32 protein-coding genes are annotated in these 25,042 nt (G+C 50.0%); 4 read left to right on the top strand and 28 right to left on the bottom strand.

The window, feature by feature from the left end; translation table 11 throughout:
- The 15 genes from terL to SGLY_RS02705 all read right to left on the bottom strand — a co-directional run bounded on the left by terL (position 1) and on the right by SGLY_RS02705 (position 10,810).
- Positions 1-1,761: a phage terminase large subunit gene (gene terL / locus SGLY_RS02775; RefSeq protein ID WP_013623771.1), complete on the bottom strand. Its 1,761-nt coding sequence runs from the start codon at positions 1,759-1,761 to the stop codon at positions 1-3.
- Positions 1,754-2,314 carry a DUF3486 family protein gene (locus tag SGLY_RS02770; RefSeq protein ID WP_013623770.1) on the bottom strand — a complete coding sequence of 187 codons (561 nt, stop codon included), beginning with the start codon at positions 2,312-2,314 and terminating at the stop codon, positions 1,754-1,756. Before SGLY_RS02770 ends, terL begins: the two co-directional genes overlap by 8 nt.
- The gene (locus tag SGLY_RS02765; protein WP_013623769.1) at positions 2,314-2,628 is read right to left on the bottom strand and encodes a hypothetical protein; all 315 of its coding nucleotides are present in this window, start codon (positions 2,626-2,628) and stop codon (positions 2,314-2,316) included. The genes SGLY_RS02770 and SGLY_RS02765 overlap by 1 nt, the downstream gene beginning before the upstream one ends.
- A gap of 4 nt (positions 2,629-2,632) precedes the next feature.
- Positions 2,633-2,929 carry a hypothetical protein gene (locus SGLY_RS02760; protein ID WP_013623768.1) on the bottom strand — a complete coding sequence of 99 codons (297 nt, stop codon included), beginning with the start codon at positions 2,927-2,929 and terminating at the stop codon, positions 2,633-2,635.
- A 12-nt stretch (positions 2,930-2,941) separates the two neighbouring features.
- Positions 2,942-3,376, bottom strand: coding sequence for a hypothetical protein (locus SGLY_RS02755; RefSeq protein WP_013623767.1), 435 nt, complete (start codon positions 3,374-3,376; stop codon positions 2,942-2,944).
- Positions 3,377-3,496: 120 nt separating this feature from the next.
- Complete coding sequence (locus tag SGLY_RS02750; protein WP_013623766.1) at positions 3,497-3,826, bottom strand: Mor transcription activator family protein; 330 nt, start codon at positions 3,824-3,826, stop codon at positions 3,497-3,499.
- Positions 3,827-3,844: 18 nt separating this feature from the next.
- On the bottom strand, positions 3,845-5,335 hold the full coding sequence (locus SGLY_RS16945) for an N-acetylmuramoyl-L-alanine amidase (RefSeq protein WP_013623765.1): 1,491 nt from the start codon (positions 5,333-5,335) through the stop codon (positions 3,845-3,847).
- Between the two features lie 12 nt (positions 5,336-5,347).
- The gene (locus SGLY_RS02740; RefSeq protein ID WP_013623764.1) at positions 5,348-5,734 is read right to left on the bottom strand and encodes a hypothetical protein; all 387 of its coding nucleotides are present in this window, start codon (positions 5,732-5,734) and stop codon (positions 5,348-5,350) included.
- Complete coding sequence (locus SGLY_RS02735) at positions 5,709-6,179, bottom strand: regulatory protein GemA (RefSeq protein WP_013623763.1); 471 nt, start codon at positions 6,177-6,179, stop codon at positions 5,709-5,711. The genes SGLY_RS02740 and SGLY_RS02735 overlap by 26 nt, the downstream gene beginning before the upstream one ends.
- A gap of 11 nt (positions 6,180-6,190) precedes the next feature.
- Positions 6,191-6,703: a host-nuclease inhibitor Gam family protein gene (locus tag SGLY_RS02730; protein WP_013623762.1), complete on the bottom strand. Its 513-nt coding sequence runs from the start codon at positions 6,701-6,703 to the stop codon at positions 6,191-6,193.
- On the bottom strand, positions 6,703-7,011 hold the full coding sequence (locus SGLY_RS02725; RefSeq protein ID WP_013623761.1) for a hypothetical protein: 309 nt from the start codon (positions 7,009-7,011) through the stop codon (positions 6,703-6,705). The genes SGLY_RS02730 and SGLY_RS02725 overlap by 1 nt, the downstream gene beginning before the upstream one ends.
- Before the next feature lie 20 nt (positions 7,012-7,031).
- Positions 7,032-8,006 carry an AAA family ATPase gene (locus SGLY_RS02720; protein ID WP_041444955.1) on the bottom strand — a complete coding sequence of 325 codons (975 nt, stop codon included), beginning with the start codon at positions 8,004-8,006 and terminating at the stop codon, positions 7,032-7,034.
- 17 nt (positions 8,007-8,023) lie between these two features.
- Positions 8,024-10,108, bottom strand: coding sequence for a Mu transposase C-terminal domain-containing protein (locus tag SGLY_RS02715; protein ID WP_013623759.1), 2,085 nt, complete (start codon positions 10,106-10,108; stop codon positions 8,024-8,026).
- A 158-nt stretch (positions 10,109-10,266) separates the two neighbouring features.
- Positions 10,267-10,578 carry a hypothetical protein gene (locus SGLY_RS02710; RefSeq protein ID WP_013623758.1) on the bottom strand — a complete coding sequence of 104 codons (312 nt, stop codon included), beginning with the start codon at positions 10,576-10,578 and terminating at the stop codon, positions 10,267-10,269.
- Positions 10,579-10,591: 13 nt separating this feature from the next.
- A complete protein-coding gene (locus SGLY_RS02705; protein ID WP_013623757.1) occupies positions 10,592-10,810 on the bottom strand; it encodes a helix-turn-helix domain-containing protein in 219 nt (72 codons plus the stop codon).
- Between the two features lie 130 nt (positions 10,811-10,940).
- Here SGLY_RS02705 and SGLY_RS17770 point away from each other — a divergent pair, with 130 nt between their 5' ends.
- Complete coding sequence (locus SGLY_RS17770; RefSeq protein ID WP_148228055.1) at positions 10,941-11,123, top strand: hypothetical protein; 183 nt, start codon at positions 10,941-10,943, stop codon at positions 11,121-11,123.
- Between the two features lie 197 nt (positions 11,124-11,320).
- Here the strand turns inward: SGLY_RS17770 and SGLY_RS02695 are convergent, their stop codons facing one another.
- Positions 11,321-11,563, bottom strand: coding sequence for a DUF6906 family protein (locus tag SGLY_RS02695; protein ID WP_013623755.1), 243 nt, complete (start codon positions 11,561-11,563; stop codon positions 11,321-11,323).
- Between the two features lie 154 nt (positions 11,564-11,717).
- Between SGLY_RS02695 and SGLY_RS16940 the strand changes: the two genes are divergently transcribed.
- Entirely contained in the window at positions 11,718-12,152 is a 435-nt protein-coding gene (locus SGLY_RS16940) for a helix-turn-helix domain-containing protein (RefSeq protein ID WP_013623754.1), read from the top strand.
- A 632-nt stretch (positions 12,153-12,784) separates the two neighbouring features.
- Here SGLY_RS16940 and hemA read toward each other — a convergent pair.
- The gene (hemA, locus tag SGLY_RS02685; RefSeq protein ID WP_013623753.1) at positions 12,785-13,615 is read right to left on the bottom strand and encodes a glutamyl-tRNA reductase; all 831 of its coding nucleotides are present in this window, start codon (positions 13,613-13,615) and stop codon (positions 12,785-12,787) included.
- Entirely contained in the window at positions 13,591-14,229 is a 639-nt protein-coding gene (locus SGLY_RS02680) for a precorrin-2 dehydrogenase/sirohydrochlorin ferrochelatase family protein (RefSeq protein WP_013623752.1), read from the bottom strand. Before SGLY_RS02680 ends, hemA begins: the two co-directional genes overlap by 25 nt.
- Before the next feature lie 311 nt (positions 14,230-14,540).
- Between SGLY_RS02680 and SGLY_RS02675 the strand changes: the two genes are divergently transcribed.
- Positions 14,541-14,993, top strand: coding sequence for a hypothetical protein (locus SGLY_RS02675; RefSeq protein WP_013623751.1), 453 nt, complete (start codon positions 14,541-14,543; stop codon positions 14,991-14,993).
- A complete protein-coding gene (locus SGLY_RS02670) occupies positions 14,980-16,311 on the top strand; it encodes a 4Fe-4S binding protein (protein WP_013623750.1) in 1,332 nt (443 codons plus the stop codon). Before SGLY_RS02675 ends, SGLY_RS02670 begins: the two co-directional genes overlap by 14 nt.
- 77 nt (positions 16,312-16,388) lie before the next feature.
- Here SGLY_RS02670 and SGLY_RS02665 read toward each other — a convergent pair whose 3' ends face one another.
- The 10 genes from SGLY_RS02665 to SGLY_RS02620 all read right to left on the bottom strand — a co-directional run bounded on the left by SGLY_RS02665 (position 16,389) and on the right by SGLY_RS02620 (position 25,011).
- Positions 16,389-17,618: an O-acetylhomoserine aminocarboxypropyltransferase/cysteine synthase family protein gene (locus SGLY_RS02665; RefSeq protein ID WP_013623749.1), complete on the bottom strand. Its 1,230-nt coding sequence runs from the start codon at positions 17,616-17,618 to the stop codon at positions 16,389-16,391.
- Positions 17,615-17,863: a sulfurtransferase TusA family protein gene (locus tag SGLY_RS02660; protein ID WP_013623748.1), complete on the bottom strand. Its 249-nt coding sequence runs from the start codon at positions 17,861-17,863 to the stop codon at positions 17,615-17,617. The genes SGLY_RS02665 and SGLY_RS02660 overlap by 4 nt, the downstream gene beginning before the upstream one ends.
- The gene (locus SGLY_RS02655; RefSeq protein ID WP_013623747.1) at positions 17,860-18,726 is read right to left on the bottom strand and encodes a 4Fe-4S binding protein; all 867 of its coding nucleotides are present in this window, start codon (positions 18,724-18,726) and stop codon (positions 17,860-17,862) included. The genes SGLY_RS02660 and SGLY_RS02655 overlap by 4 nt, the downstream gene beginning before the upstream one ends.
- Positions 18,727-19,149: a M67 family metallopeptidase gene (locus tag SGLY_RS02650; protein ID WP_013623746.1), complete on the bottom strand. Its 423-nt coding sequence runs from the start codon at positions 19,147-19,149 to the stop codon at positions 18,727-18,729.
- A 41-nt stretch (positions 19,150-19,190) separates the two neighbouring features.
- Positions 19,191-20,003 (bottom strand): molybdopterin-synthase adenylyltransferase MoeB, encoded by an 813-nt coding sequence (gene moeB, locus SGLY_RS02645; RefSeq protein WP_013623745.1) that lies wholly within the window; start codon positions 20,001-20,003, stop codon positions 19,191-19,193.
- Positions 20,000-20,209: a sulfur carrier protein ThiS gene (gene thiS, locus SGLY_RS02640; protein ID WP_013623744.1), complete on the bottom strand. Its 210-nt coding sequence runs from the start codon at positions 20,207-20,209 to the stop codon at positions 20,000-20,002. The genes moeB and thiS overlap by 4 nt, the downstream gene beginning before the upstream one ends.
- 105 nt (positions 20,210-20,314) lie before the next feature.
- The gene (locus SGLY_RS02635) at positions 20,315-22,111 is read right to left on the bottom strand and encodes a GTP-binding protein (protein WP_013623743.1); all 1,797 of its coding nucleotides are present in this window, start codon (positions 22,109-22,111) and stop codon (positions 20,315-20,317) included.
- A 1-nt stretch (position 22,112) separates the two neighbouring features.
- Positions 22,113-22,991, bottom strand: a complete 879-nt coding sequence (gene cysD, locus SGLY_RS02630) for a sulfate adenylyltransferase subunit CysD (protein WP_013623742.1) — start codon at positions 22,989-22,991, stop codon at positions 22,113-22,115.
- Positions 22,992-23,056: 65 nt separating this feature from the next.
- Complete coding sequence (locus SGLY_RS02625) at positions 23,057-23,788, bottom strand: phosphoadenylyl-sulfate reductase (protein WP_282432410.1); 732 nt, start codon at positions 23,786-23,788, stop codon at positions 23,057-23,059.
- 23 nt (positions 23,789-23,811) lie between these two features.
- The gene (locus SGLY_RS02620; protein WP_013623740.1) at positions 23,812-25,011 is read right to left on the bottom strand and encodes an ROK family protein; all 1,200 of its coding nucleotides are present in this window, start codon (positions 25,009-25,011) and stop codon (positions 23,812-23,814) included.
- Between the last annotated feature and the right edge of the window lie 31 nt (positions 25,012-25,042).

Below are 25,042 nucleotides of genomic sequence, written 5' to 3'. Positions count from 1 at the left end.
TTAATACGAGCCGTTTCTGAATTTGAGAGCCCGGCTGATGACGGACTTGTAATCGACCTTTGTCCCGACCTTCAGCTCAAGGGCGGCCCTCACGGCCATCTCAAGAGCGTCCGGCCCGTCGTCGTTCTTGCCCATCGGGTATTCCTTCATCTGCTGAAGGAGGGTCTTGTGCTTCTCGTTGAATTTGATGTACCCGTTCTTGACGAACGGCTGCAAGGACTGAATTCTCAAGTCCTTGTTTTGGATGCTGTTGACCTCCTCAATCGGGAGGTACTCTCCGGCCTCCGCGCTGCGCTGCGCCATGACGTCCTTGAAAAAGTGCTGAAACTGCACCGTCTCGACCCGGAACTTGGCAAAGGGCTTTTTGTAGTCACGCCGGAGCCGCTTTGAGGTCTCGATTGCGTCTTCGATGATGACATCCGGCTTGCGCTTCTCAATAGAGGCGACGACCACATACATATAGCCCGTGCGGGTGTCCTTCGCGAGGCCGATGATTGCCGACGTGTCGCTCTTCTTGTTCTTGCCGAGGGATGGGTCATTCGCCCCCACAAAGAGGAAGCGGCCATCCGAGAAGTCGACCTCGTCGTCTTTGTAATAACTGAACCATTCCTCGTTGAATGCACAGCTTTCGGGGTCGATAGGGTCGTTCTGGATTTCACTGTTGAAGCTGCTCTCGCCTTCAGATACCCGGATAACCATGAGGTCGTAATAAGAGAGCTTGGCTTCCCACAAAACCTCCGTCCCTTCGAGCATCTCCTCGCGATTCGCCTCAAAGAACGCCTTCGCGTCTTCCTGCCTGTCGTCATTGTTTAGGTCGGTATAAATTGCCTCCCATGCCGACCAGAGCTTTTCATTCTTTGCAAAACTGATGACGCCCCTATACTTGACCGTCTTGTACTGCGGATTCTTCGCAACATTGGCGAGCAGCGCGTCGAAGTGGAGGAGCGTCCCGATATATACAATGTCGGTGTAGGTGTCGCCCGCCTTCGACACGGCCTTATAAAACCAATTGCGGAGCTTTTTCCGTTGCTCCGGGGTGTTGACGTTCTCGTCGTTTTCGAGGTCGTCGCAAAGGATAAGGTCAGGACGCCATTGCTTGTGACGCCGTCCACGGATTTTCTTGCCGCTGCCGATAGCCTCAATCTTCACGCCGTTTGAAAGCAGGATGACTCCGGCCTTCCAAACCTTGCCCTGCATATCCCCGAAGTCTTCCCGGAGAGCTGCGTTTTCCTCATACTCCGTCTTGATGTCGGTGAGGAACCCCTCGGCCTGTTCGGAGCTGTCCGAGAGGATGATGATGTAATGCTTGTAACCGTAGGCCGAAGCGTGGACGGTGTCCTTGAAGGTGAACGTCGTCGACTTGGCGTGACCACGGGGAGCCTCAATCGCTCTCCGGCATCCTTCCGCCCGGGAGATTTCTTTCGCGTCCCGGATTGCGTTCTTGCCCTTCATCACGCCATCCTCCCAAATGTCGTCAAGCTCCCCGTGAAACTTCGGGGACTCCCTGACAAAATAGTGGGGGAGGTATGCCCGGCCAAAATATTCAAGGTCGAAGGCCCCGAGGCGTTTCCTCAGTCCCTTCTCACCTGTGAGCTCGGCTCCGTCTTGGTACTCCTTGAAGAGCTGCGCCCGTTCCTTTTGGTGTTTGCCTTCCCGTGTCGCGTATGTCTCGAAAAGCTCCCGCTGATATTGCCTATTGGCGACCTCCTCGCGGTCTTCCGGCTCTTCAAGTTTTTCGATGTATTCCTTGAGGTTAATCATCTGTCAGTATCTTCTCACGGGCCTTTTGGAGGACTGCGTGCAGCTCTCGGGTGAGCTGCGGGTCTGACTTGATTGCCTTTGTCAGGTCGTCCTCAAGGGCCTCGAAAGCAAGCTCCATCTTAGTTTTATAATCCCGTTTGACCTTCTGCTCATAAACTCCCACACGGGAAAGGGAGGCGATGAGCCGCCCGGCCTTGTCAAGCGGCATCTCCGCGAAGTCATCCTCCGCCGTTGACACCCTCTGCATCAAGCCGTCCATCAAGACCATCCTCGACGCCTTTGTGAAGTCGAGGTCGGGATTTTTCTCGACGGCTGCGGCGATTGCTTTTGTCCGTTCAAGGGTCTCGGCGACACGCTGCGCCGCCTGATTCGCACGGATAGCATACCGCCCGACCGCGCTTTTGCTGACGTTGTAACCCTCCGACTTGAGCCATGCTGCAATCTCTTCGTAGGTGTTGGACGTGTCGAGGAGCTGCGCGTCGAGCTGCTCCTTGATGTCGTCCGGGAGCTGTGTGATTTTTGAGCTGACCCTTGTCCGTCTTCTCTCGGCCATTACACATCAACTCCCGGGTCGTCGATTGTCCCTTCGACGAGGTCAACTCCTTTTTTCGTGAGTTTGATGACCGCATCCTTGCGGTATGCGTTGTACGCATTAACCGACCTGTCGACAAAAGCGATGTATTCGCCCTCCTTCAGATAATCGAGATGCTTGCTGATGTCCGGGGAGACAATCATTCCGTCCGCGACGAGTGCGTTCGTTATCTGCCGGAGGAGCAGCGTGTTTTGATGACCCTTGACGAGGCTCCTGATGATATAGCCGCGAATCGCCTTATTGCGGCTAACCTCAAGCTCATTCATCTCATCCATGTTGTCACCCCTCCTTTGTTACTTTGTAGTGCAGTATCTTATCAAGCTTTGCGTTCATGTCGCCCATCTGCTTGTCGACGTTGTTGAGCGTTCGGATGAAGTCCTCCCTTAAGACATAGACAAGAGGGAGGTCACTCTTCAGCTCGGAAAGCTCGGTCTTGACCTTCTCAATGTCATCCGAGTTTTTCTTGATTGCGTCCTTCATGTCACCGATTGCGGTCTTGACCGCCCAACCAATGAGCGCGATGACAAGCGTCGTGATGGTCTGAAGCGCGAACATGAAAATTTGACTTGCTTCCATGCCCTCACTCCTTTATTGCGTCATCGCCTTCAGTTCGAGCACCTTCTCCTCAATGAGCTTGGAGAGATAGTCCTTGAAGCTGCCGAGGTTTTCCTCGATGATTTTTTGAGCCTCCGGCTTTAATGCCGCCGAGATTTCTTCCGCCGCCTGTTTTGACAGGGCGACAAGCTCGGAACGGTCGACCTTGCCGTCTTTGACGGCTTCCCTGAGACTCTTTGCCGTGGTCTGCTCAATGGCGGCCACGGTGACGGTCGTCAGCTCTTCGACATCCTGAAGGGCGTTGTTGAGCAGGCGGCGCGCTTCCTCGTCTTTGAGCTGCGCGGTTTGCGCCTTCACCTTTTCGGTCAGCTTTCGGATGCCGTATGTAGCATACGCCGCAAGAAGACCGATGAGGGCGAGGACGAGGGTGACGACGACATCGCTTGCCATTGTCTGAATGGTTTCCATCTTGACTCCTCCTTTGCAATTTTGGGAATAAAATAACCATAGGAGCGAAGCTCCTATGGTTAATGTTACCTTATGCCTTGTGAAGTTTATATGTGTAGCACTTCTGAGAATTGATTCTTATTACACGGCCTTTTCATCCCCCGGGCCGGGCAAATCAAAGAGGGAAAGCTGACCTTCGGCGTGGCCGTCGCCGCATAACTGTCGTACCCATCGCTCGGTTACATCGTACTTCTTGGCGAGCTCCATGTGATTGTACCCGTTGAACTCCTCTCTAATCCTCGCGTCTCTGACCGGGCGGACGACACTTTCAGTCTTCGGCAGGTATATCGTTGAACCGCCGACGAGCTGTGTGAGCTTGACGAGATTCTCGACGCCGATTGCTTCCGCTATTTCCCTGTAAAGGCCCTCGGGAATCTGTTCGAGCGTGAGCTCTTTTGCTAATGCGTCCATACCGCGACCTCCTGAATCTTATTTACACATTTTGCCGAGTATCCCGAAGACCTCCCCGATTGTGATTGTGTCCCCGAGCTTGGCCGACCAGTATTCCGGGCTACTGATGACGCCCGCCGCGACCAGCTTGTCAAAGCCGTCGCGCTGCCACCGGGGAACGCTTGACTCCTCCTGCGGCGTTTCTTGGGGAGGAGGGAGGACAACGGGCTCCTTCAATATGGCATTGAGTATCTTGATGATGTCGGCTCCGTAGCCGTTGCCCGGATACGCCCATCCGGCCCCGTTGGGATTGTCTCCGGCTCCCAGCCACTCAATATATATTGCGGAGCCTCTCTTGACTAAACCGAAGCGAGGGTCGACGCACGCCTGTTTTAACGCTTCTGTGCTGGCATACGCCTTCAGGTGTTGTATTTGTGCCCTGGCTCCGAGTCTCGGGCTCTCAAAGCTTGCGGCCTGTCCTTGGCTGTTTCCGTTTAAGGCTCCGATACCTGCGTAATTGTTTTGCTCAGGAAGGACGATGCCGCCATATTTGAAGCACCCTGTCTCCTTGAGGGACTGAGCCCAAGCAACATCCGCCCTCACACCTTCAACTTCTGCCTCCTCGACGAATATCTTCGCCAGCTCCTCAATAGTGCAGGAGGGAAGGAGAGGTTTTGGATTTACCTTCAGCGCGTAGGCTGCCATCTGCGCCGCCGTCGCCTCCGTCTTGCCCATGATGAGCGTCCCCTGTTCCTTTGGCTCTTCCTTCGGCGGCTGCGGTACAGAGGAGGAAAGAGGATAAACCTTTTGGCCCTTCTCATCAAACACGCTGTACCCCGGATTCTTGTCGCATTCCACCTTTGCATTCTCAAGGATTCTGTACGCTCCAACCTGAGACTTTGCATCCTCCCAAGTTTTCCGCACCCTGTAGAGCTGCTCTGCGGGAACTGCGCCCTTTTCAATGTACGTCACGCCGAGGAGCTCGCAAATGACCTTTACTTGAGCCTCAGCCATGCTTTCAAGGTTAGCGTCCACCTTCAGGAACGCCTCGTCCACTGCGTTGTCGTGGAACCCGTTTTCAATCAGGAATACGTGCGGCACGCCAGCAGCCACGGCGGAACGGATAACTCCGTAATAATCATATCCTTTGGTTGTCTCCGATTCTCTTGTCTTGGCTCCCCGGTCATTATTCCCCATGACCTTTGAGACCGCTGCCGAAAGTTTTCCGGCCCAAGCCTTGTCTTGGGCGATGCGGACTGAATAGAAGCACTCTACTCCACGGGCTTGACCATTGGCGGCGTTGGAGTGTTCGCTGATGAAGACGTCGCTCCCTTTGGCACGCTTGCCGCGCTCATCAAGACTCGGGTCTTCGTTTTCCGACCTTGTCAGACTGGCATCAATCCCGCACCTGATGAGGGCGTTTCTGAGGAAGTTTGAGAGCTTCCACATCCCGGCATATTCATAATACCCGGTAGGGCCTTTATTCACATTCCCCGGAGCGTGGCCGGGGTCGATGGTTACTTTTTTCATACCGATTCCTCCTTATAATCTCATAATTGGAGCAAATACCTTATCGACATACTCTCCGATGGTGTATTGTGCGCGACCCTCCGCTTTGAGGGCCTCCGTGAACTTCCTTGTCTCAAGCGCAATCTTGAGGGCCTTGAGGACTCCGACCTGCTCCGGCGTGACCTCTCGCATGTCCTTGCCGACCATGTTGAAGACGGCCTGGTAAAGGTAGAATGCGAGGTCTGCTTTTTCTTCGGCGGCCTCCCACTCTGTGAGGATTTCCTTTGCAAACTTCTTGCGGTTGAGCTTTGGCTTGTCGGGAGGGATGACGCCCTTTTCCTGAAGTCTCTTTTTAGCCTCAGCCCGGGCCGCCTTCTCGCGTGCGGTCATTTTCTTAGGTTTCTTTGTTTTCCCCGGCATCGCCTTCCTCCTTCCTGTCGACCATCTTCTTGAGGGCCTCAATGAGCTTGTGGCTCTGCGGAACTGTCAGCCATTCGATGCGGTCGACCTTGAACATCTTTTTGACAAAGCCGTTGATTCGGTCATTGTTGTTGTTCCATCCGAGCTCCCCGGTGAGGGCGTAAATCTTGCGGCGGAGCTTCTCGGTCTGAGGATTGCCGCCCTCGTCCGTCCGCTTGCCGCGCTCAGCCCGGTTGACATCGTCCTTCATGTTGGAGAGTACCCGGCACACCTTGTCGACTTCGCCCTGCGTCAGCTTCCTCATGCTGTCCTTGCCCGTCTCCCGCCCGATGATGCCGTACAGGTCTTCATCGTCAAGGGAGAGCTCCGGGGACTTCGCGAGCCCCCAAATGGTGCGGATAGAATAGCGGGGGCGATTGCGCCCCCCATATGCTTTCCCTGCCATAACACCGCCTCCTAACGCTGTAAAGCTTGCAGCTTCTCCCGGTCGGTCTCATACCAAAAGGTGTCTTCTTTTTTCAGCGACGCTCCGACCCGGAGGATTTCGTCCTCGGTGTACTTCTTGAGTATGTCCTTGTTGATGGTCTCGGTAACAACGATGCAGTCGTTCATCTTGCGGGACTTGAGGCTCTTGATGATTGCCGCGAGCTTTTCCTTCGCCTTCGGGAGTATAACCTTCGTGCTCATGCGGAAGCCCGTCTTTCCGAAGTTCAGCGTCTTTGTCTTGCCGTCGAGCTCTCCCCGGTGCTCCTCAACAAACGCCTTGATGTCCTTGCCGATAGCGGCGATGCGGTCTTGAATAGGTTTCGCCTCCTGCGCCGCCGTGAGCTTAATGCCTTGAATCTGCTTGTTCATTTCGCCCTCTATGTCCACGAGGTCAAGCTCAGCCTCGGCGATTTCCTTGAGGGCGGCGTCGACCTCTTCCCATGTCTTATAGACCGGGGCCTCCTTGATTCTTGTCCTTGCCATTACTTTTCACCTCTTTCGATGTCTGATAGTGTGACGGTTGCGAGTTTGCCTTCCGGGGTAGTGAAGCTCACCCCGACGACCTTCCCGGCCCGAACCTCGAACCCGAGGCCGAGCTGCCTGTGAAACAGTTCAAAGACTTCGACCGGGAGCTCCTCAACGGACTGAGCCTCCCTGATGGGGAGGCAGTTCATCGAGACCGCTGTGAGAATGTTCTGCTTGACCGTCGCCTTGCTGTCGAGCCCTTGTTCGAGGCAGGTGAGGCCGACCGTTACGGCCTCGTCGATTTTTAATGCCGCTGTGCTTCTCATTGTTTATCCTCCTTCCGTCCTTAAAGCATCATCATGTTAGATGCTTGATTGATGATGGTCAGCGTGATTCTGGACTCCCCGCGCTCCTTCATGATGCGGAAAACGTTGTTGAGCGTGCGGTCGAGGAGTCGGAAGCAGCCTGTTTGATGGTTGCACGCCCGGGACTTCAGCTCCGCAAGGGCGTCCTCCTCGACTTCGTAACCTTCGAGGAAGTTATCGACCTCCTTGCCGGAGAGCCCCTTGAGGCTTGCGTAAAAGTCGACGCGATTCGCGAAGCGGGTGAGGTAGGACTTTATCTGCGCTTCGAGCTTCGGCTCGCCCGCGATGACCATGCCGACATCGGACTGGTCGAATATGGCCCGGAGAATTTCCATCTTCTTTTGTGTGTACTTGGAGATGAGCTTGTCCGCCTCGTCGATAATAAGCAGATAACCGCGATTGACGTTGAAGAACTCCCTGATTCCGTTAACGCGCTTCCATATCGTCCCGTAGGTGGTAGGGATGCCGAGAGCCCTTTCGATGGACTCCACGAGGTCTCTTGAGCTCATGGTGTCGTCGCATTCGATATAGGCGACCCGGGGCATCTTGGAGTAATACTTGAGGGCGTGGGTCTTGCCGAAGCCAGACTTTCCGACCACGATGCCGAGCCCGATGTACTCCTGACAGGAATTGCATACGCCGATGATGTTCTGCGCGTCCCGGCTCTCAAAGAAGCTCTTCCGCTTTGTGAAATTGACGACCTTCGCTCTTTCGGCAGTTGCGGCAACGAGCTCCTCACCCGTTACCTCCGCGAGGAAGGCGGTGAGCTTCGCTTCAAGCTCCGTCGCGTCGCTGTCGTATTTCCCGGAAAGATACCGGGAGACCGTCGTCCGTGAATAGTTGATGGTGCTCGCGAGGTCTGTGATGGTCTTGCCTTCGCGTTTAATGTACTCGTTGACCTTGTCTGCAAGAGTTTTAATTTCGCCTGTGTAGGCTTTTGCTGCCGTTGCTTCCATTTTGTTATCCCCTTTCATTATCCGAGTGCTCTCAGTCTCTCAAGGACTGATTGAGCCTTTTGATTGAAGAACTCGTCATCGGAGTCCTTGTGCTGCTTTTGCTTCTTAGAAACACTTCCGGCCTTGAGCTCCTCACGGAACTCCTTATCGTCCGGGAGCTGGATAAGGTTGTCGTTCCTCTTAGCCCTGACCGCGAGGTCTAAACCGCCGACCACGGCGGGAGTGCCTTGTCCGTCCTGCACCCGGAGCTCGTATGGTGTTTGATACCACTCAAGGTCTTCTTTCGTCTCGCGAATCTGCCGCTTTTGCTTCTTGAGGTGCTCTTCGAGCGTGGCCTGTGACATGCGGGGCGCGAACTGTAGTAGTTCAGCCGAGACAGCCTCGCAAATCTTCTTGCCGTTCTTGTCAAAGACATAGAGCTTGGTGACGTCATCGATGTCCCATTTGATGTTGACGGTCTGCCCGATGTAGTGGCAGAGCTCATAATCCGTGTAGAGCGTGCCGAACTTGATAATCCCTTGATTGCGGACGAGGGCGGTGTCGGCCTTCATTAGGAGCATCGCTGCATATTCCCTCAGAGGAGCTGCTTTGACGTACCGCTCGGCGTTCTCAAAGAGCTCAATCGGAGTGACCCATTTCTCGCGAGCATCTTTAAGGCCCCGGTGTTCCCGGACGTGGTACTTCTCGTTCTTCCACTTTGTCCAGAGTGCGTAAAACTCTTCCATTGTGAGGAGCTCACCGCGCTCAAGCATTCCGGGGATGTCCTTCTTCCGCTTACCCGAAGTTTTCGACCCGGTGAGTGTGCCGACATAGGAGGCCATCCATTTTGTGAACATACTGCACACCGTCCCGAAGAAACGCTCCATTTGCGCCTTGCCCCACGGCTCATAAGGGAGAGACCTTGACCAGTCTTCAATCCCTATGGAGCGGTAGAAGCCTTTTGTTTCGCTGTCGAAGTCAAGTTCCTGCATCTTGCGCTCCTTGCGGTTTTGCCCTGTGTTGGTCTCCGCTGTGTAGTCCTTGCCGTTGTCAATGTGCAGGTGTTTCGGCACGCCGCCCGGATTGGAGTAGAGCATCTTGACGAGGCTTTCCTTGAGTATCTGCGAGTTGGCGTCGACACACATCACATCGCCCATGATGCAGCGGCTCCGTGTGTCAACCCATGCAACAAGCTTCGGTCGGATTGCCTTGATTTTCCCGTTCGGGCTTGTGTACTGCACCCAGCAGTCGAAGGTGTGGCCGTCGCCCTGTACGAACTCCATGACCGCGAGGGCCGAAGCGTCACGCTTACCCTTGAGCATCCGGGCATTTTTGAACTCTCTCATTCCGTTGGCGGCGAGATAGTGGGCGTTGCGTCCCCGGAGCTCGTCCATGATGTACTTGATATACCGGGCCACTGTCTTGATGGAGGGATAGCCTTCCCATCCGCTCTCCTTGGCGACCTCCTCGAATTTCGTGTAAAGCATCTCAATCGTGCCCTGATTCTGTGCGAAGTCCTTATTAAACCAAATGTTCTCAATAATAGCCTTCTGCTTGTCCGTCAAGCTTGGAAAGGTGTACGACTGCTTCGGTTTCCGGCATAGGGTGAGCACCTTGAAGAAGTCGAAATTCCGGCCCTCTTCCTTTTCAAGCTTCAGAGCCCACGCGCTCGCTTCGAGGTATCCCTCGGCGTAGCGGTAGAGCGTCCGCTGACTGACTCCAAGCCTTGCGGCGAACTCCTCGGCGAAAGCCGTGCGCTCACCTTCTCCATAAGCGACGAACTCCTGAATCTGCTTTGAGAGCTCGACCGCCTCATAATATTCCCGCTTGTGACTCTCTATGTACCAATTGAGGTCGATATCGAGATACCACGGGGCCTCTTGTGCCTTCTGTTCGATAACAACATCCCTCCCGTCTACTTTTTTTGCTGCCTTGTGGGCCTTCCTTGCTTTGGTGGAGAGGGAGGACAGGGCGACCGTTACCCGGTCTTTGCCGCCGTTCTCTCCCGGCTCCGTTAATGTCTTGAACGCTTTTGGATTGCGCTTGATTCTTTGGACTAATGTGTTGTACTTGATTCCTTCAAGCTCTGCCGCTGTTTCCAGTGTGACGAATGTTTCCGGCAAACCCCTCTCCCTCCTTTCACATTGAACCGTGTCCGCTGCCGTGGTATAATGGCAGGAGAAGATTTTTCGTGAGTCTTCTGGTAAGAGAGCCTGTTCGAGTGGTGTCGGTATGGCTCTCTTTCCTTTTGACCTGATTCCTCATGATGCCATCCCCCCGGTCACGCACTTTTTGTCACCTTTGCCGACTTGATTTTGCCGATGTGCTCCTCAACCTTCCTGAGCTCCTCATGAAGATAGGTGTTTATGTCGCTCAAGGTTTCGATGTTTGCCTGTTTTAAGCTGATGCAATCGAACAAGTCCTCAATATCCTTCTGGATTTCCTTTTGAACCTGCTCGGCTTGCCGCTTGAGCTCGTTCTGCTTCCTTTCCAGAATGATGAGCTTGGTCTCATCGGTGAGCGTCTTACCGCTCATCCCCATCCCGGCCTTGAGACTTTCCAGCTCAAAAAGAAATTCATTGACATTCTTCAAAGTTATTCCTCCTTCATGCTATTTTTTTAAACGATTCCGGGTCTAAATCAAGCACCCTCGCGATACCTTGGAGGTACTTATCCCCCGACCTGTCTCCGTATAGGATGAGATTGAGGTACTTGTTGCTTGTTCCGACCTCTTGTGCGAGCTGCACCTGTGTCATGCCTTTTTCTATGAGCGTTTTCTTAACCAACACGCCGAAGGCGGTCAGTTGTCTCTTGTTGCGCTGCATCAAGCATCCTCCTTCCTGCGCTCTTAGAATTACTTCCGTTTCAAAGTTTGTGAAGTGTTTCGAGTAGTTACTTCCACCTTTTGGCTCTATAATGAGATTGCGGCCATATCATAGAGAGGGGGTGGTAATAATGGATGCTAAAGCTTTTGCTCGTGAATTGGTTGCCGACTTCAAAAAGATGTACCCTGAATACTTCAAGGAAGAAAATGAGTTAATTCCTCAAATGGTCGGCGCAATTTCGCTTATCGCATCTCTGGCGATTGAGAAACATGAGCGGGAGAGTCACCCAAAACATAATTCTCAATCTCTTTGAGAAACTTCAACAACTTCGCGCCGTCTTTTTCGAAAGGGCAATCGCAAGGAGACGTCTGTTCCGAAGGCGTCTCTTTTACTTGCACCAATGCGATGAGCTCCTCGACAATCTCGCAGTCTCTGACCGCCTCGGCGAACTCCTTCTCATAGCCTTCCTTCGGGGTATCCATGCCATAGGTCTTGGAATAACAAAGGCGGTTATGCCATGCCATATCTTTCTGTTCTTTGAGGTACTGAAGGATTGTTTTCATTCCGTTTCCTCCTTTCGCCGCCGCTCTGTTTTCCGAGCGTTGCGGGGATTGTTCTTGTCTTACCCGAGTATTTGTGTACCACTTCGAGCCCTTCGGTCGTCGCCTTCACGACGAGCCAGTTCTCATAATTCAGTCCGGCCTCTTTAAGGCGTATCTTCTGAGCCCGTGTCGGACGCTTTCCGTGTTTCAAAATTTTACCTCCTTCCTGTTCAATTTTCTTTAATCTTCCTCTCAGGTGTGGTATGATTTCCTTGATATATTTCTCTATCAGTCTTATTTTATACAACAACTGAGAGGAAGTCAAGCATAAATCTCTCACTTGTTGTAAGAAGGGAGGATAAACGATGATAGAAATTGAAAAGGTAGGGGAAAGGATAGCGGCCCGTCTCGCAGAGCTCAATCAAATACAGGCCGACCTTTGCCGAGCAACTGGAATGTCTAACAACGCTATCAGTCAGTACGTCACAGGAAAGCGCACGCCTGACACGCTCTCGCTTTATAAAATTGCTTCTTCTTTGGGTGTTTCGATGGAATGGATTCTAACAGGTGAGAACAAACAAGGGAGGGTTAATACAACAAATGAGAGGGCGGGCTTAATGGAACTAACCAAAAAGGAGGCCGACCTTATTGCTATGTTTCGCGCGCTGGACGACCGCGACAAGGAGTATGTTAATAGCACTATTGAGATGCTTTACAGTAAAGCAGTTAAAAAGGGAACGTTATCCGGCTCGATGAGTGGAGGAACAGGGGAAGAGGCAGCCGCAAGTGAAGCTGTTTAATTTTTGTGCTTCTTTGATAGATTTATCTATCTGTTTTTGTCACATTGAAAATCGCCTTTGACGCGCCGATGTAAGTGCCGAAAACCCTTGATATTACGGCAATGTGACAGCTTTTTTGCGATTACATAGCTTTGTCACTTTGAATGAGCCGCCTTTTTGCCTCTTTTTGAGGGTTATCCGCACGGGCGCGCACGGGGAAAGTAACGCGCTGACACCTGAGAAATGCCGTATTTTCGCACTTCTTCGCACGCCCCGCCGCTGCATTTAACACTCACTAACGCTCCGTTAGCACGCCGACCGTCTCGACTTCATTGTCCTTTGATGTTATAATGCAAATATGAGCCGCGATGATGTCCTTTATCCCCCTTGCTGCTGGGGCTTCCGGGACTATCTGAGTGGCTCACACTTTGTAAAAATGCTTATTTTATGCGGTTTTCCGGCCTCGTTGATTAGTTGATAATTGACGCGATGCCCGACAACTCCACGACCACCACGCCCCCTCAAGGCATAAAAAAGACGACATCAATTCACTCGATGCCGTTCTCAATATTTCTGTCACGGATTTCCTTCCATATCCCTCACAAACCCGCATAAATACTGTCTTTTCTCGGTGTCTCCCGACACATCCCGTCTTATCCCGTTTTGTCAATTATCTTGTCTGAGTACAGCCTGCCGAGCACATAGTTTTGCGCCGATGTCGCCGTAAAAACAATATCGGCATCTTCCAGCCGGTTTTCCATTTCGGTATAGGAAACAGCAATCCCCCGGCATTCCAGGGCCAGTTCCCTGGCCCTGGTTAATGAACGGTTGGACACAATAGCCAGAGAGGCGCCTTCCGAGGCCAAGTACTTCATCAGCAGGGAGCTCATCTCCCCGGCTCCGAAAACAACGATCTTCTTATCCTTTAAACTGCCGTTCAGTTGTTTGGCTAAGTCTACGGCAATATGGCTGATTGAAGTCGGATTTTGATCAATACCTGTCTCAAGCCTTATTTTTTTACCAACAGCTAAAGCTTTTTGAAAAGAAACATTAATGGTTCTATTGGTCACCCCTGCCGCAACTGCAATTTCATAGGCTTTAGCTACTTGTCCCAGTATTTCTGTTTCTCCCAGGATCATGGAGTCCAGCCCGGAGGTCACCCTGAACAAGTGCCTGATGGCCGGATATAGAACATGGACAAACAAATACGGCCCGATATTGGTGCTCTGATCGGGATTACCGGGTTTTCCCCTGTGGTGCCTGCACAGGAATTCCCTCACAGATTGTATCCCTCTGTCCAGCTCCGCAACAACCGCATGTACTTCCAAGCGGTTGCAGGTGCTGAGCAGTACTGCCCCTTCAATAACAGGGTCTTGATAGAGCTCCTGAAGCGCCCCTCTGATCTCCGAGTGGTGAAAGCTTAATTTCTCCCGCACTTCAACAGGAGCTGTCCGGTGGTTTAGTCCAACAACGACTGGAAACAAGTCTCGATCACCTCTTTTGCTCTGGGCAGACGACCGTTTTTAATCAGTGTCAATACTTCCCCATTGGTTACCTTTGCCCAAAACGCAATTCTCTTTGCCGGTACAAGGGCCGACTTGATTTTGGGACGCCAAAAACGTAAAAGCTCTAAATACTCTTTCATTTCCGGTCCATAGATTTTCTCCAGGTCTATCCGGATTTGACGGGCGACCAAAGGACTGCTGCCACCTGTGGAAACGGCAATGGTCAGGTCCCCCCTGCGCAGAACCGCCGGAACAAAAAAAGAACATTTCCCGGGATCATCCACGACATTGACCGGCCGGAAATTTGCCCGGGCATCACGGGCGACTTGCTCATTCACCTGCTCCATGTCCGTACAGGAAAAAACCAAAACCTCTTCCTGAATATCCTCTATGGTGTAACTTTTTGCAGCCCAGCTGCAATATCCTTGATCAACCAAAGCTTGAAGCTCCTCACAAATTTCCGGAGAAACTACTTTGATCTGTGCACCATACTCCAGCAGTGTGGTTACTTTCCGACAGGCCACCGGTCCGCCCCCTACGACCAGAACCGGTTTATTCCCTATGTCTACGCTGATCGGATAATAGCTGGTCATTTCTTCACGTCACCTTCTTCAGCCAATTCACTTGTCGATTGGGCTAACTTCATCTATTCCATTCCTTTGATCTATTTCGATGATATCTGATCTGTTTTCCATTATATATGAATCTTTCGTCTCTGACAAAGCGGCAAACGATGCCTTAGGGAGTCAGATTGAAAAGCGCTTGTAAACAATAATTTTAGAAAAGATTAAAAAGATTTGTGAACATTAAGGAAGTTTACAAATCTTTCACATTTCGTTCACAGAGTCTCCAAATTTAAATAGTACAATATCTCCATCAAAAGATGATGGAAGGAGCGACCAAAATGAAAAAACTTATTCCTGTGATTCTCAGTCTGCTGCTCGTTATTTTCACTTCAGCAACTGCTCTGGCCGCCGAAAAAACTGAATCGACTTTTCTGTCTTTCCCGATAAAAATTGCTGCGGGTACAGATGCTCATCATGGCATGAATATGGAAGGAGAAAACAAAGCAACAGGTGATCCCCAGCCGGACTCTGATCCGGACCATCACAATATGGATCATGGCACGGTCAATTCCGGCACAGATCATAGCCAAATGGATTCCGGCGCGGATATGAACGGGATGGATCATGGAGCAAGCAACCCTCATGCCGCAGGTGATCCTGACAAAACCGCCGACAGTGGTCCTAACTGGCTGATCATAGGAGCCTTCGGCGGGGTTATTGCCGCAATTCTGATCATTGCGGCAGTGTTAAAAAGGAAACAGCGAGGAGGAGATCATCTTGTCAATAAATAAAGACAGCTCAAAAAAAAGCAATCTCCTGAAAAAGATTTTGGCTCACCCGCTTTATCCCGGAATCATTCAATGGCCTGTTCTCCTTTTATTTGCCTATATTATTTTTGTACTGGCTTTTGGCCCTATCCTGGCTCATGATAATTTTGGAACCGCGATGACCTGGGTCTTGTGGTGGCCGGTACTCCCTCTTTTATTTATCTTATTTGGCCGCTTATGGTGCGGTATCTGCCCTTTTGCCACGTTAAGCGATGTTGTTCAAAAATTTGTCGGCCTCAATAAGCCCGTTCCAAAATTTCTAAAAAAATATGGGATTTGGATCATAGACGCAGTTTTTATTTTGATTACCTGGTCTGATCACGTCTTCGGTATCGTGGAGAATCCCCGCGGTTCTGCTTTCCTGCTGATGCTGATCGTGGTCGGCGTCGTATTCAGCGGAGCATTCTTTGAAAGACGTACCTGGTGCCGGTATCTTTGCTTTTTAGGCGGACTTTCAGGCAACTATTCGCGTTCCGGCGCTTTAGAATTAAGGGCTACTCCTGAGAAATGCGCTGCCTGCAAAAGCGCCAGCTGTTATCATGGCAATGAAAAGGCTCCCGGATGTCCAATGTTTGAATTTCCCAGAACCATGGACACAAACGCCAAATGCAACTTGTGCGGTTATTGTGTGAAAACTTGTCCGAATGACAGCATCACGGTCAAAACGCGTATTCCGACAAAGGAGCTTTGGGGGATCAAAAAACCGGTCTTTGAAGAGTCCTTCCTTGCGATCGTCATTATGGGCATTGTCTTCGTCCAGAATATTACCATGCTTAGTATCTGGCAGCCGCTTCTCCAGACATTGGAAAGGATTACAGGAACAACAAACTATTTTGTCACCTTTACGATCACCTTTATTATTGCCATGGGGCTCCCGATTTTGGCCCTATTTCTCTCCAGTTTCCTCTCTAACCTCAGTACAAGAGAAGGCATTGCCAAAAACTTTGCCCGCTTTGGCTATGGGTTGATCCCTCTGGACCTGGCTGCCCATTTGGCCCACAACCTCTTTCACCTGCTGGCCGAGGGGAAAAGCATCTTCTTCACCTTTATGGGCTTGTTTGGTGTAGAGTATCATGCATCGGCAGCCATTTTCAGCAATTCAACCATTTTAACCTTACAGTACCTTCTCCTTTTTCTTGGCACCGCCGGTTCCGCTTTGACGATCTGCAAAATCGGGAAATCCCATCATCATAAAGGTGTCGTCCCTCATCTCATCTTTGTCCTGCTCTTAGCCCTGATCAATGTCTATCTCTTCTCTTTGCCGATGGCGATGAGAATGTAAAGAGAACCCCTGATATCGCTTCATAGAAGAAAGAGGGGGATGGCCGCAGCCATCCTCTTTCTCTGTTTCAGATCCTGTTATTTTTCCTCAACAGCCCTCTGGAAATCTTCTTCAAGATCTTCGATATCCTCCAGGCCGACACTTATTCTGATCAGATCATCATAGACTCCGGCTCTTTCTCTTTCTTCCATACTGTTATTTAAATATATGGTGGAAGCAGGATGAATGACCAGAGTCCGGACATCCCCTATATTGGCCAGGTTTGAGGCATATCTGAGATGATTGATCACCTTGAAGGCTCTTTCCTTGCTCCCCACTCTGATCGTGAGAATCGCTCCGAACCTGTTATTGAACTGCTCTTTAGCCAGCTCATGATCCTCATGATTTTTCAGACCGGGATAATTGACAGCCAGGACATGCTTGTTTTCATTTAAGCTCTCGGCTAATTTTAAAGCATTATCACATAGTCTTTCCATTCTTAAACCCAGAGTTTCTAACCCAATACTGTTGAGATAAGCATTGAACGGTGCGATACAGGAACCAAGATTCCGGAACAAGCCGTTCCTTAACTTAGCCAGGTAGGCAAACCCGCCGAACTTCTTAAAATCCTTTAAAGCCGGGTATTTGTCGAAGTCCCATTTGAATTTGCCGCTGTCAATGATCACCCCGCCGATGGAGTTCCCCCCGCCATTAATATATTTGGATGTTGAGTGGACAACAATATCGGCGCCTAACTTCACCGGTTTGACCAGATAGGGTGTTGTTACGGTGTTGTCCACAACCAGGGGAATCCCTTTGGCATGGGCCAGCTCAGCTAAAGAACGCAGGTCCTGCACATCAAGTTTGGGGTTGCCGATTGTCTCAACAAAAATCAGTCTGGTCTTTTCATTAATTTCCCGGGCATAGCTCTCGATGCTGTTATCCTTAACATATCTGGGGGTAATTCCGAAGGCTCTCAGATCATCGAAGAGACTGTATGTTCCGCCAAATATCCCGCTCCCCGAAACAAGCTCTTCCCCGCTTTGAACAATATTCATTACGGCAAGGGAAATTGCCGCCATCCCTGAAGCACAAGCGACGGCGGCAATCCCTCCTTCCAGAAAAGCTATCCTGCGTTCGAAGGAATCTACAGTGGGGTTATTGATCCTTGAATAAACAAATCCGGGAGCATTCCCTTTAAAAATATTCTCCAGTTCTTCCGCCGTATTATGCCGAAATGCTGTTGACTGGTAAATGGGTATCCCTGTCGCCCCGGTTTTTTCATCCGAAGAGTAATTTCCATGAAGCAATGCTGTATTGAATTTCATGCCAGTCCGTCCTTCTCGACTAATACGGTATAGGTCCCATTCCCATTATTTTGCACATTGATGATTTTATGGCTTTCGTCCTTTAGACTCCGGGGAACATTTTGAATTGGTTCTCCCTCATTCATCAGAATTTCCAGGACCTGGCCCTTTTCCAGCTCCTCTATCGCCACCTTTGTTTTCACAAATGTGATTGGACAGACGACATCGGTAATATCGACAAAAGCGTCGCTTTTTTGCACACTCATTTCACAACCTCCTTTAATTCCTTTTCAAGCAATTCCCAGCCCACCCGATCAAGCGTATTGCGGAATCTTTCACTGGGCTTGGCATATTGCTGAAAAAAGTGAAGTGTGGTTTCAATCACTTGATGAAGGACTTCCGTGGAAAAAACAATCGGGAAAAGCTGTTTGCCGATGGCAATCCGGTTTCCAAACAGTCCGCCAAAATAAACAATAAATCCGCTTTGGCCTACCCAGGCTTCGACCGGACAGACCTTGACACAGCGTCCGCAATCATTGCAGGTTCGTGTATTCAGCTCAAGCTTGCGGTTTTCTTGATCAAGACGAATCGATTTTTCCGGACATACTGCTTCACAAAGGCCGCAAAAATTACATTTGTCCATGCCCCACTCCGGTTTTACTCCGCCTTTGACCCCAAGATCATTCTCCTCAGCCTTGAGGCAATTATTGCGGCAGCCGGTAATTCCCAGCTTAAATTTATGAGGCAATTCCCTGGCATAGTATTTTTGGTCGAATTCCCGGGCCAGTACAGCTGTGTCAATGAGACCGCTGGGGCAAATCGCACCGCCCTGACAGGCCGTGATCGTTCTGACCCTTGGTCCGCACGCTCCGGGCTGCAAGCCTGCTTCAGTCAGTTCTTTTTTCACGGCATCAATATCCTTGAGTTTGATAAAAGGAATCTCAATGCTTTGCCGGGAAGTCATGTGAATATCACCCTGCCCGTACTCCCGGGCAATTTCATAGACCTTTTGCAGCTGACCGGCCTGAATCTGACCGCCAACAATTCTCAGTCTTAAGGAAAAGTGATCTTTCTGAACCTGGCGCATAAAGCCGCCTTTTTTCAGCTCTTTATAATCAACCTCAGGCATTTATCCAGCCTCCTCCGAACATATGATTTCTTCTTCTTCCACTGTATTCTTTAAGATTTTAAAGCTCTTCAGAACAGGGTTGTTCCGATCCAATAGGGACAAGATCAAATAGCTCATCTCCGGGTCAAAGGCTAATCTTTTGTCCTCCTCCGACGGGCGGGAAGGTGATCCGGGGTGGCTGTGAAAGTTTCCCAGCATCACCCAGCCATTAGTGCGCATATCCTTAATTGCCGCGAATTGCTCTTTCGGGTCCATGGAGAAATGTTCCGGGCTGTGATCTGTATTGGTCAGAAGATAAACCTTTTCAATGTGTTTAAGATCACCCTCGATTTTTCCTCCCAGAAGCCCGCAGGCCTCATTGGGAAAACCCTGAAGAGTATGGTTCAGGACTTCATTGAACTGCCGTTGAGAAATCACTATCAATTCCAACACCTACTTACTCTGTATTCTTTCCGGTTAACAGCTTAATGTTTAAAATCACAAACCGCTTGCTCATAGTCGATCAGCTCATGAATAGAGGGGTTTTCGCCGCAAATGCGGCACTTTTTATCACTGGCCAGTTTGATTTTTCTAAACTCCATTTTCAAGGCATCGTAAGTCAGGAGATGCCCGGTCAGCAGATCACCTATGCCCAGCACAGATTTGATCGCTTCGGTAGCCTGAATTGTCCCGATGATTCCGCCCATGACCCCCAACACTCCGGCCTGTTTGCAGGTCGGCACACTATCGGGAGGCGGCGGATTTTTGAAGACACACCTGTAACAGGGCCCCTGTCCGGGCACATAGGTCATGGTCTGGCCCTGAAACCTGATAATTCCGGCATGGGAAAAAGGTTTCTGGCTCAGAACACAAGCATCATTGATTAAGAATTTAGCCGGAAAATTATCTGTGCCGTCAATAATAAAATCATAATCCTGGTCATTAATGATGTCTTGAATATTGGCAGAGCTCACCCATTCCTGGTAAGTGCGGACATCAACATCAGGATTCATTTCATTGATGGTTTCTTGGCCCGATCGCACTTTGGGCTTGCCGACATCCTTTGTCAAATGGATAATCTGCCTCTGCAGATTAGACAACTCAACAGCGTCAAAATCCACCAGACCTATCGTGCCGATTCCCGCCGCGGCCAGGAACATGGCGGCCGGTGCTCCCAGCCCCCCTGTCCCTACAATCAGAACCTTAGCCTCCAGCAATTTTCTTTGTCCTTTGACCCCGACGTCTTTCAGAATAATGTGTCTGGAATATCGTTCAAGCTGTTCATTAGAAAAACTCATCGGGCTCCCCCTCCCATAAAATAAAGAAATTCAACCACGTCATTTTCTTTCACCAACAATGTCTCAAAATCTGCCCGGTCAATGATATCTTCATTAATTTGAACCGTTACATATTCGGGCATTTCAACTTTGAGGGTATCCAGAAGCTCTTTTACCGAGTTCTCTTTCTCCAGGATAACCTTATTTCCATTTGCTGTAATCTCCATCGTTTCTTGTCCTCCGTTAAATATAATATTACAGGCGTTAGGCCCTCCATGGCCTTGCCGCTCCTTGCCATCCTTGGCACCACGGCATTAGGCCCTCCGTGGCCGTCAAATATAATAGTCGAGGATGATTTCATGCTGTTGTAGGAGGGCGCACACCGCCTTGACTGCTCCTTCCGGGTTGATCTTGGCATCGGGCCGGAAACTGTCAAATGGTGTTTCCCCGATATTAATGATTAAAATGTCATTGGGCCGGTTCAGAACTTTCAGCTTTTCCGCTTCATAATCATCCAGGTTAAAGACCGAGGTGATGAAGATCTGCCCGGAGTCGGTAAAGATTCTGGCCAGTTCGCCGATTTGGCGGATATGCTCCTCCCGTCCTTCATATTCATCTTTGGCCTCGGCTCCAAGTCCGTGAAGAAGGCTGGCCACACCAAGATAATATGTCTTATACCTCCTGTTAAAAAGCTCCTGTTCCAGATCCTTGCCAATATCCTGAATGACTTTTTCGCTGCCTTCACTGCCTGAGGTGATCACAATAAATTTGGACTTATGTCCATAGGCTTCTTTTCTGCGCTGGGAGGAAATCAGGCCTTTTTCCCATAGGAATTCCCTGTCCCGGACATGTTCCAGGAGAGTATGTCCGGAATCGGAGACTCCTGCCAAAATAATCCCGCCGCCGGATATTTCATAATTATCCACAATCACAAATCTTCCGGTCAGTTCGAGCTCCGAGATGGGATCAAAGGCTATGGGCTTCACTGTTTCTAAGATGCATTCGGCTACATCGTGCCGTTCCACCTGGTCTTTGAACCTATCAATATTGAGTTCGGCCGCATCAATGATGTTCAGGATTTCGACCAGCTTAACCCCAATCCGCATGGTCCCGATTTTCAGCTTATAATTTTTGTTTTTGATTAGCGGCGCTTTCCCGACCCAAAAGATATTGGCTCTGAAGCGGGAACTGAGGACAGGCTGTGACTCCTCCGCTTTAACCAGCAGTTCGCCGGGTTTGATATAAATTTGTGTTTCCAGAGTAAGGCCGATGGCCTGGTCTGCGTAAGCCGTAGTCCTGGGGGCCACGTGAAAGCCCTCGATACTCTTAATTATGCTTCTTTTCTTGGACGGCAGGAAAATGACTTCATCTCCTGTCCTGATTTTACCGCTCAGGACTGTCCCCGCCACGATCCGCCGGTCATCCCCTTGTTCGGTGAATTTATAGATGTCCTGGACGGGCATTCTAAACGGAAGCTCCTGGTTTTCCTTTTTGTTGGCGAATTGGTCCAATTGCTCCAGAACCGTTGGGCCGCCGTACCATGGAGTATGCTCAGATCTTACCGCGATATTATCTCCGTTGAAGGCGCTTAAAGGGATAAAATTGACCGGCTTAATGTTTACTTTATGGAGGAACTCCGTAAACTCTCCGGTGATCTTCTCGAAGACCCCCTGATCGAAATGAACAAGATCCATTTTGTTCACCAAAACTACTGCCTGGTGAATACCCAGCATAGAAACAATATGGCCATGTCTTTTGGAATTCTCTTGAATTCCTTCCTTGGCATCAATGACCAACAGGACAGCTTCCGCCCTGGATGCTCCGGTAACCATATTTTTTAAAAATTCAATATGCCCCGGGGCATCAATGATAATATAATCTCTTTTGTTCGTTTTAAAAAAGCACCTGGCGGTATCAATGGTAATCCCCTGAGCCTGTTCATCTTTCAAGGCATCTAAGAGGAAAGCATATTCAAAAGGTCTGGAATTTTTCCGGCAGTATTCTTTCACCGCTTCCAGTTTTCCCTCAGGCAGGGAACCGGTATCAGCCAGGAGTCTTCCAATCACCGTGCTCTTGCCATGATCGACATGACCGACAATCACAATATTCATCTGTTCTTTGGTTTCCATCTTACATATACCCGCCTCTTCTCAAGGTTTCAAGCCCGCCGTCATCTTTATCCTGAGCGCGTCCTGATCTTTCGGCGATGTTGGCAAATTTGCCGCTTTGTAATTCTTCAATGATTTCCCTTACATTTTGGGCTGTTGACTCAACCGGCAGGGTGCAGGGGTAACAGCCCAGAGAGCGGTACCTTTTGCCGCTGCCCTGATCGAAATACAGGGAGGTTACCGGGATTTTCTCTCTCTCGATATATTCCCAGACATTCAGCTCTGTCCAATCGAGCAGGGGGTGAATTCTGATATGGGTACCGGGAGCAAAATCCGTTTTGAACTGGTTCCAAAATTCCGGGGGCTGGTCCCCGACATCCCAATCATTTTCCTGATCCCGGGGAGAAAAATATCTTTCTTTGGAACGGCTGCCCTCTTCATCTGCTCTTACCCCTACAATAACCCCTGTGTATTTCTCCCTATTTTGGTCTTCAATATATTTCCCGGTCTTCAGATCCATCACATATCTGGGCCATTCTCCGGAAAGTGTATTTTTCAGCGCTTCCGTTTTTAAAGCCTGGCAGCAAGCCAGACGGTCCGCCTTGCCGTCCGGAAAAGTTCTTTTCTCCCGAAGAGCTTCACTGTTCTCTCCATAGATCATGGTAAGCCGCCATTGATGAGCAAGCTTATCCCTGTATTGAATCATTTCCGGAATTTTATAATGAGTATCGATATGAACCAGAGGTATGGGAACATGTTCGAAGAAAGCTTTTCTGGCCAGCCAGAGAAGGACTGTGCTATCTTTGCCAATAGACCAGAGCATACAAATATTTTTGAATTCCCGGTATGCTTCTCTCAGAATATAGACGCTTTGTGCTTCCAGCTTGTCTAAATGATTCATCTCTCTTCCTCCAGTGCTGCAAGTATTCATGCCAAAGATGAGGTTATCCCAAACATCTCGGACGATCAGGGCTGGGCAATATGCAGCCCGCATTCTTTCTTATCCGGGCTCTCCCACCACCACCGGCCGCCGCGCACATCTTCTCCCGGCTTGACCGCCCTGGTACAGGGGCGGCAGCCAATACTGCGGAATCCCTTGTCATATAAGCTGCTGTAAGGGACATTTTCCTTCCTGATGTAGTCCCAGATCTTTTCTTCACTCCAAAAAGCCAGAGGGTTGACTTTATAAATGGCCTGATTGCCGTCCCACTCCAGCAGATTGACTTCCTCCCGGGTCGGGGACTGTTCCCTGCGCAAGCCGCAGATCCAGGCGTCTACCGTACTCAGAACCCTTTGCAGGGGCTTAACCTTTCTCAGCTCACAGCATTTTTTCCGCAGCTCTATGCTCTCATAAAAAAGATTGGGACCATGCCCGGCCACCATCTCTTCCAGATCCTTACTCTCCGGAGCATAGACTTCATAATGAAAGTGGTACCTGTGCATGGTTTCTTCCATCAGATCATAGGTCTTTTGAAAGTGCCGGCCGGTGTCGATAAAGAAAATTCTGGCTTTCGGTTCTGTTTTGAGCAGCATGGCGGTCAGGACCTGGTCCTCTATGGAAAGGCTGGAAGCCAGGGCAATCTTAGCCGTTCCGACTCTTTCTACGATTTCTCCCAGGAACTCTTCCGGACTTTTTTGCGCATATTTATTGTTTAGGGCTTTAATCTCCAATTCCATTCCCGATCTCTTCCTTTTCACTTTCTCTTTTGTTTTTCAGAAGCTCAACCCGTATGATTGAACAAATTTTCAACCACCAGAGCCGCCGAACCGATAGAAATGGCATTTTCAGCGAAGGATCCCCCTCTGCTGAAGTTAATGTTGTTGCCTTGATTCCAAAAACTTTTCCGGCGAGCGGCCCTCACACATTCTTCATAAAAAAGCTTGGAGTAGCGGATAAGGGGCCCGCTTAAAACAACAATACCCGGATTGAAAAGCTGAATAAAGTTTGCCAATCCTGTTCCCATGATCAGAGCCGCGTTTTGAATGACCTCTGCTGAAAGGGGGTCGTCGTCTTCGGCTGCCCGGCAAATATCAAGATAGGAAATTTGGCGGGCAGGCTTGCTGACTCTGGTCACACCGCCTTTTTGGACTCTGTCCGCAAACTCTTCCAAAATAGCGTGAATGGAGGAATACTTTTCAATGCAGCCATGATTGCCGCACCGGCATTCCTTTCCCTTCACATCGATCACAGTATGGGCGAAGGTATCCTCCGAATCGTTGACCGTCCTCACAAATATCCCCGAAGAAATAAATCCGGTTCTGATCCCGACCCCGCAATTCAGGTACATAATATTTTTAATCCCTTTGCCTATCCCGTAATTGGCTTCTGCCAGCACTGCCGCATTGGCCCCGTTATCGATCAGGACAGGCAGGCCTAATTTTTCTTCGAATATGGATTTTACGGCAATGTTTTTCCAGCCTTGAGCTTCGAAATTTTCAGGATTAATAATCACACCGTTCTCTCTGTCTAAAGGGCCCACCGTTCCAATCCCTATACCAAGTACGGATTCGTCCTTGATCTTGGCCAGGACATTCTGGATCCATTCTAAAATCCGTTTCAGCGTCGCCTCAGGAGTTAATTCCTGATTCATATCAAACCGGTACTTTTCCAAGGGCTTCATCTTAAGGTTGGTCAGAACAATCTGGGTATAGAGCCTGGAGATATCAACCCCCAATAAATAATAATCTTTGACATTGACATCATAGAGAGCCGGCTTGCGGCCTCCTGAAGACTTTTCAATATCCGATTTGACGATTAAGTTTAAATCCTCCAGCGGGAGCATCATTCGATTTAACGTCGTAAGCTTTAAACCGGAAAGTTTGGAAAGCTGTTTTTTCGTCATCGCCCCTTTATGCAGGAACAATTTTAATATTCTCTTGGATTCGTCACTCAGACCATGAAGCAAATTTTTATTTTTCATTACTGCTGTTCATTCACCCCCTTCCCTTCTC

The organism is Syntrophobotulus glycolicus DSM 8271 (genome assembly GCF_000190635.1).
Taxonomy (GTDB): Bacteria; Bacillota; Desulfitobacteriia; order Desulfitobacteriales; family Syntrophobotulaceae; genus Syntrophobotulus; species Syntrophobotulus glycolicus.
This window is presented reverse-complemented; position numbering and strand designations above follow the sequence as displayed.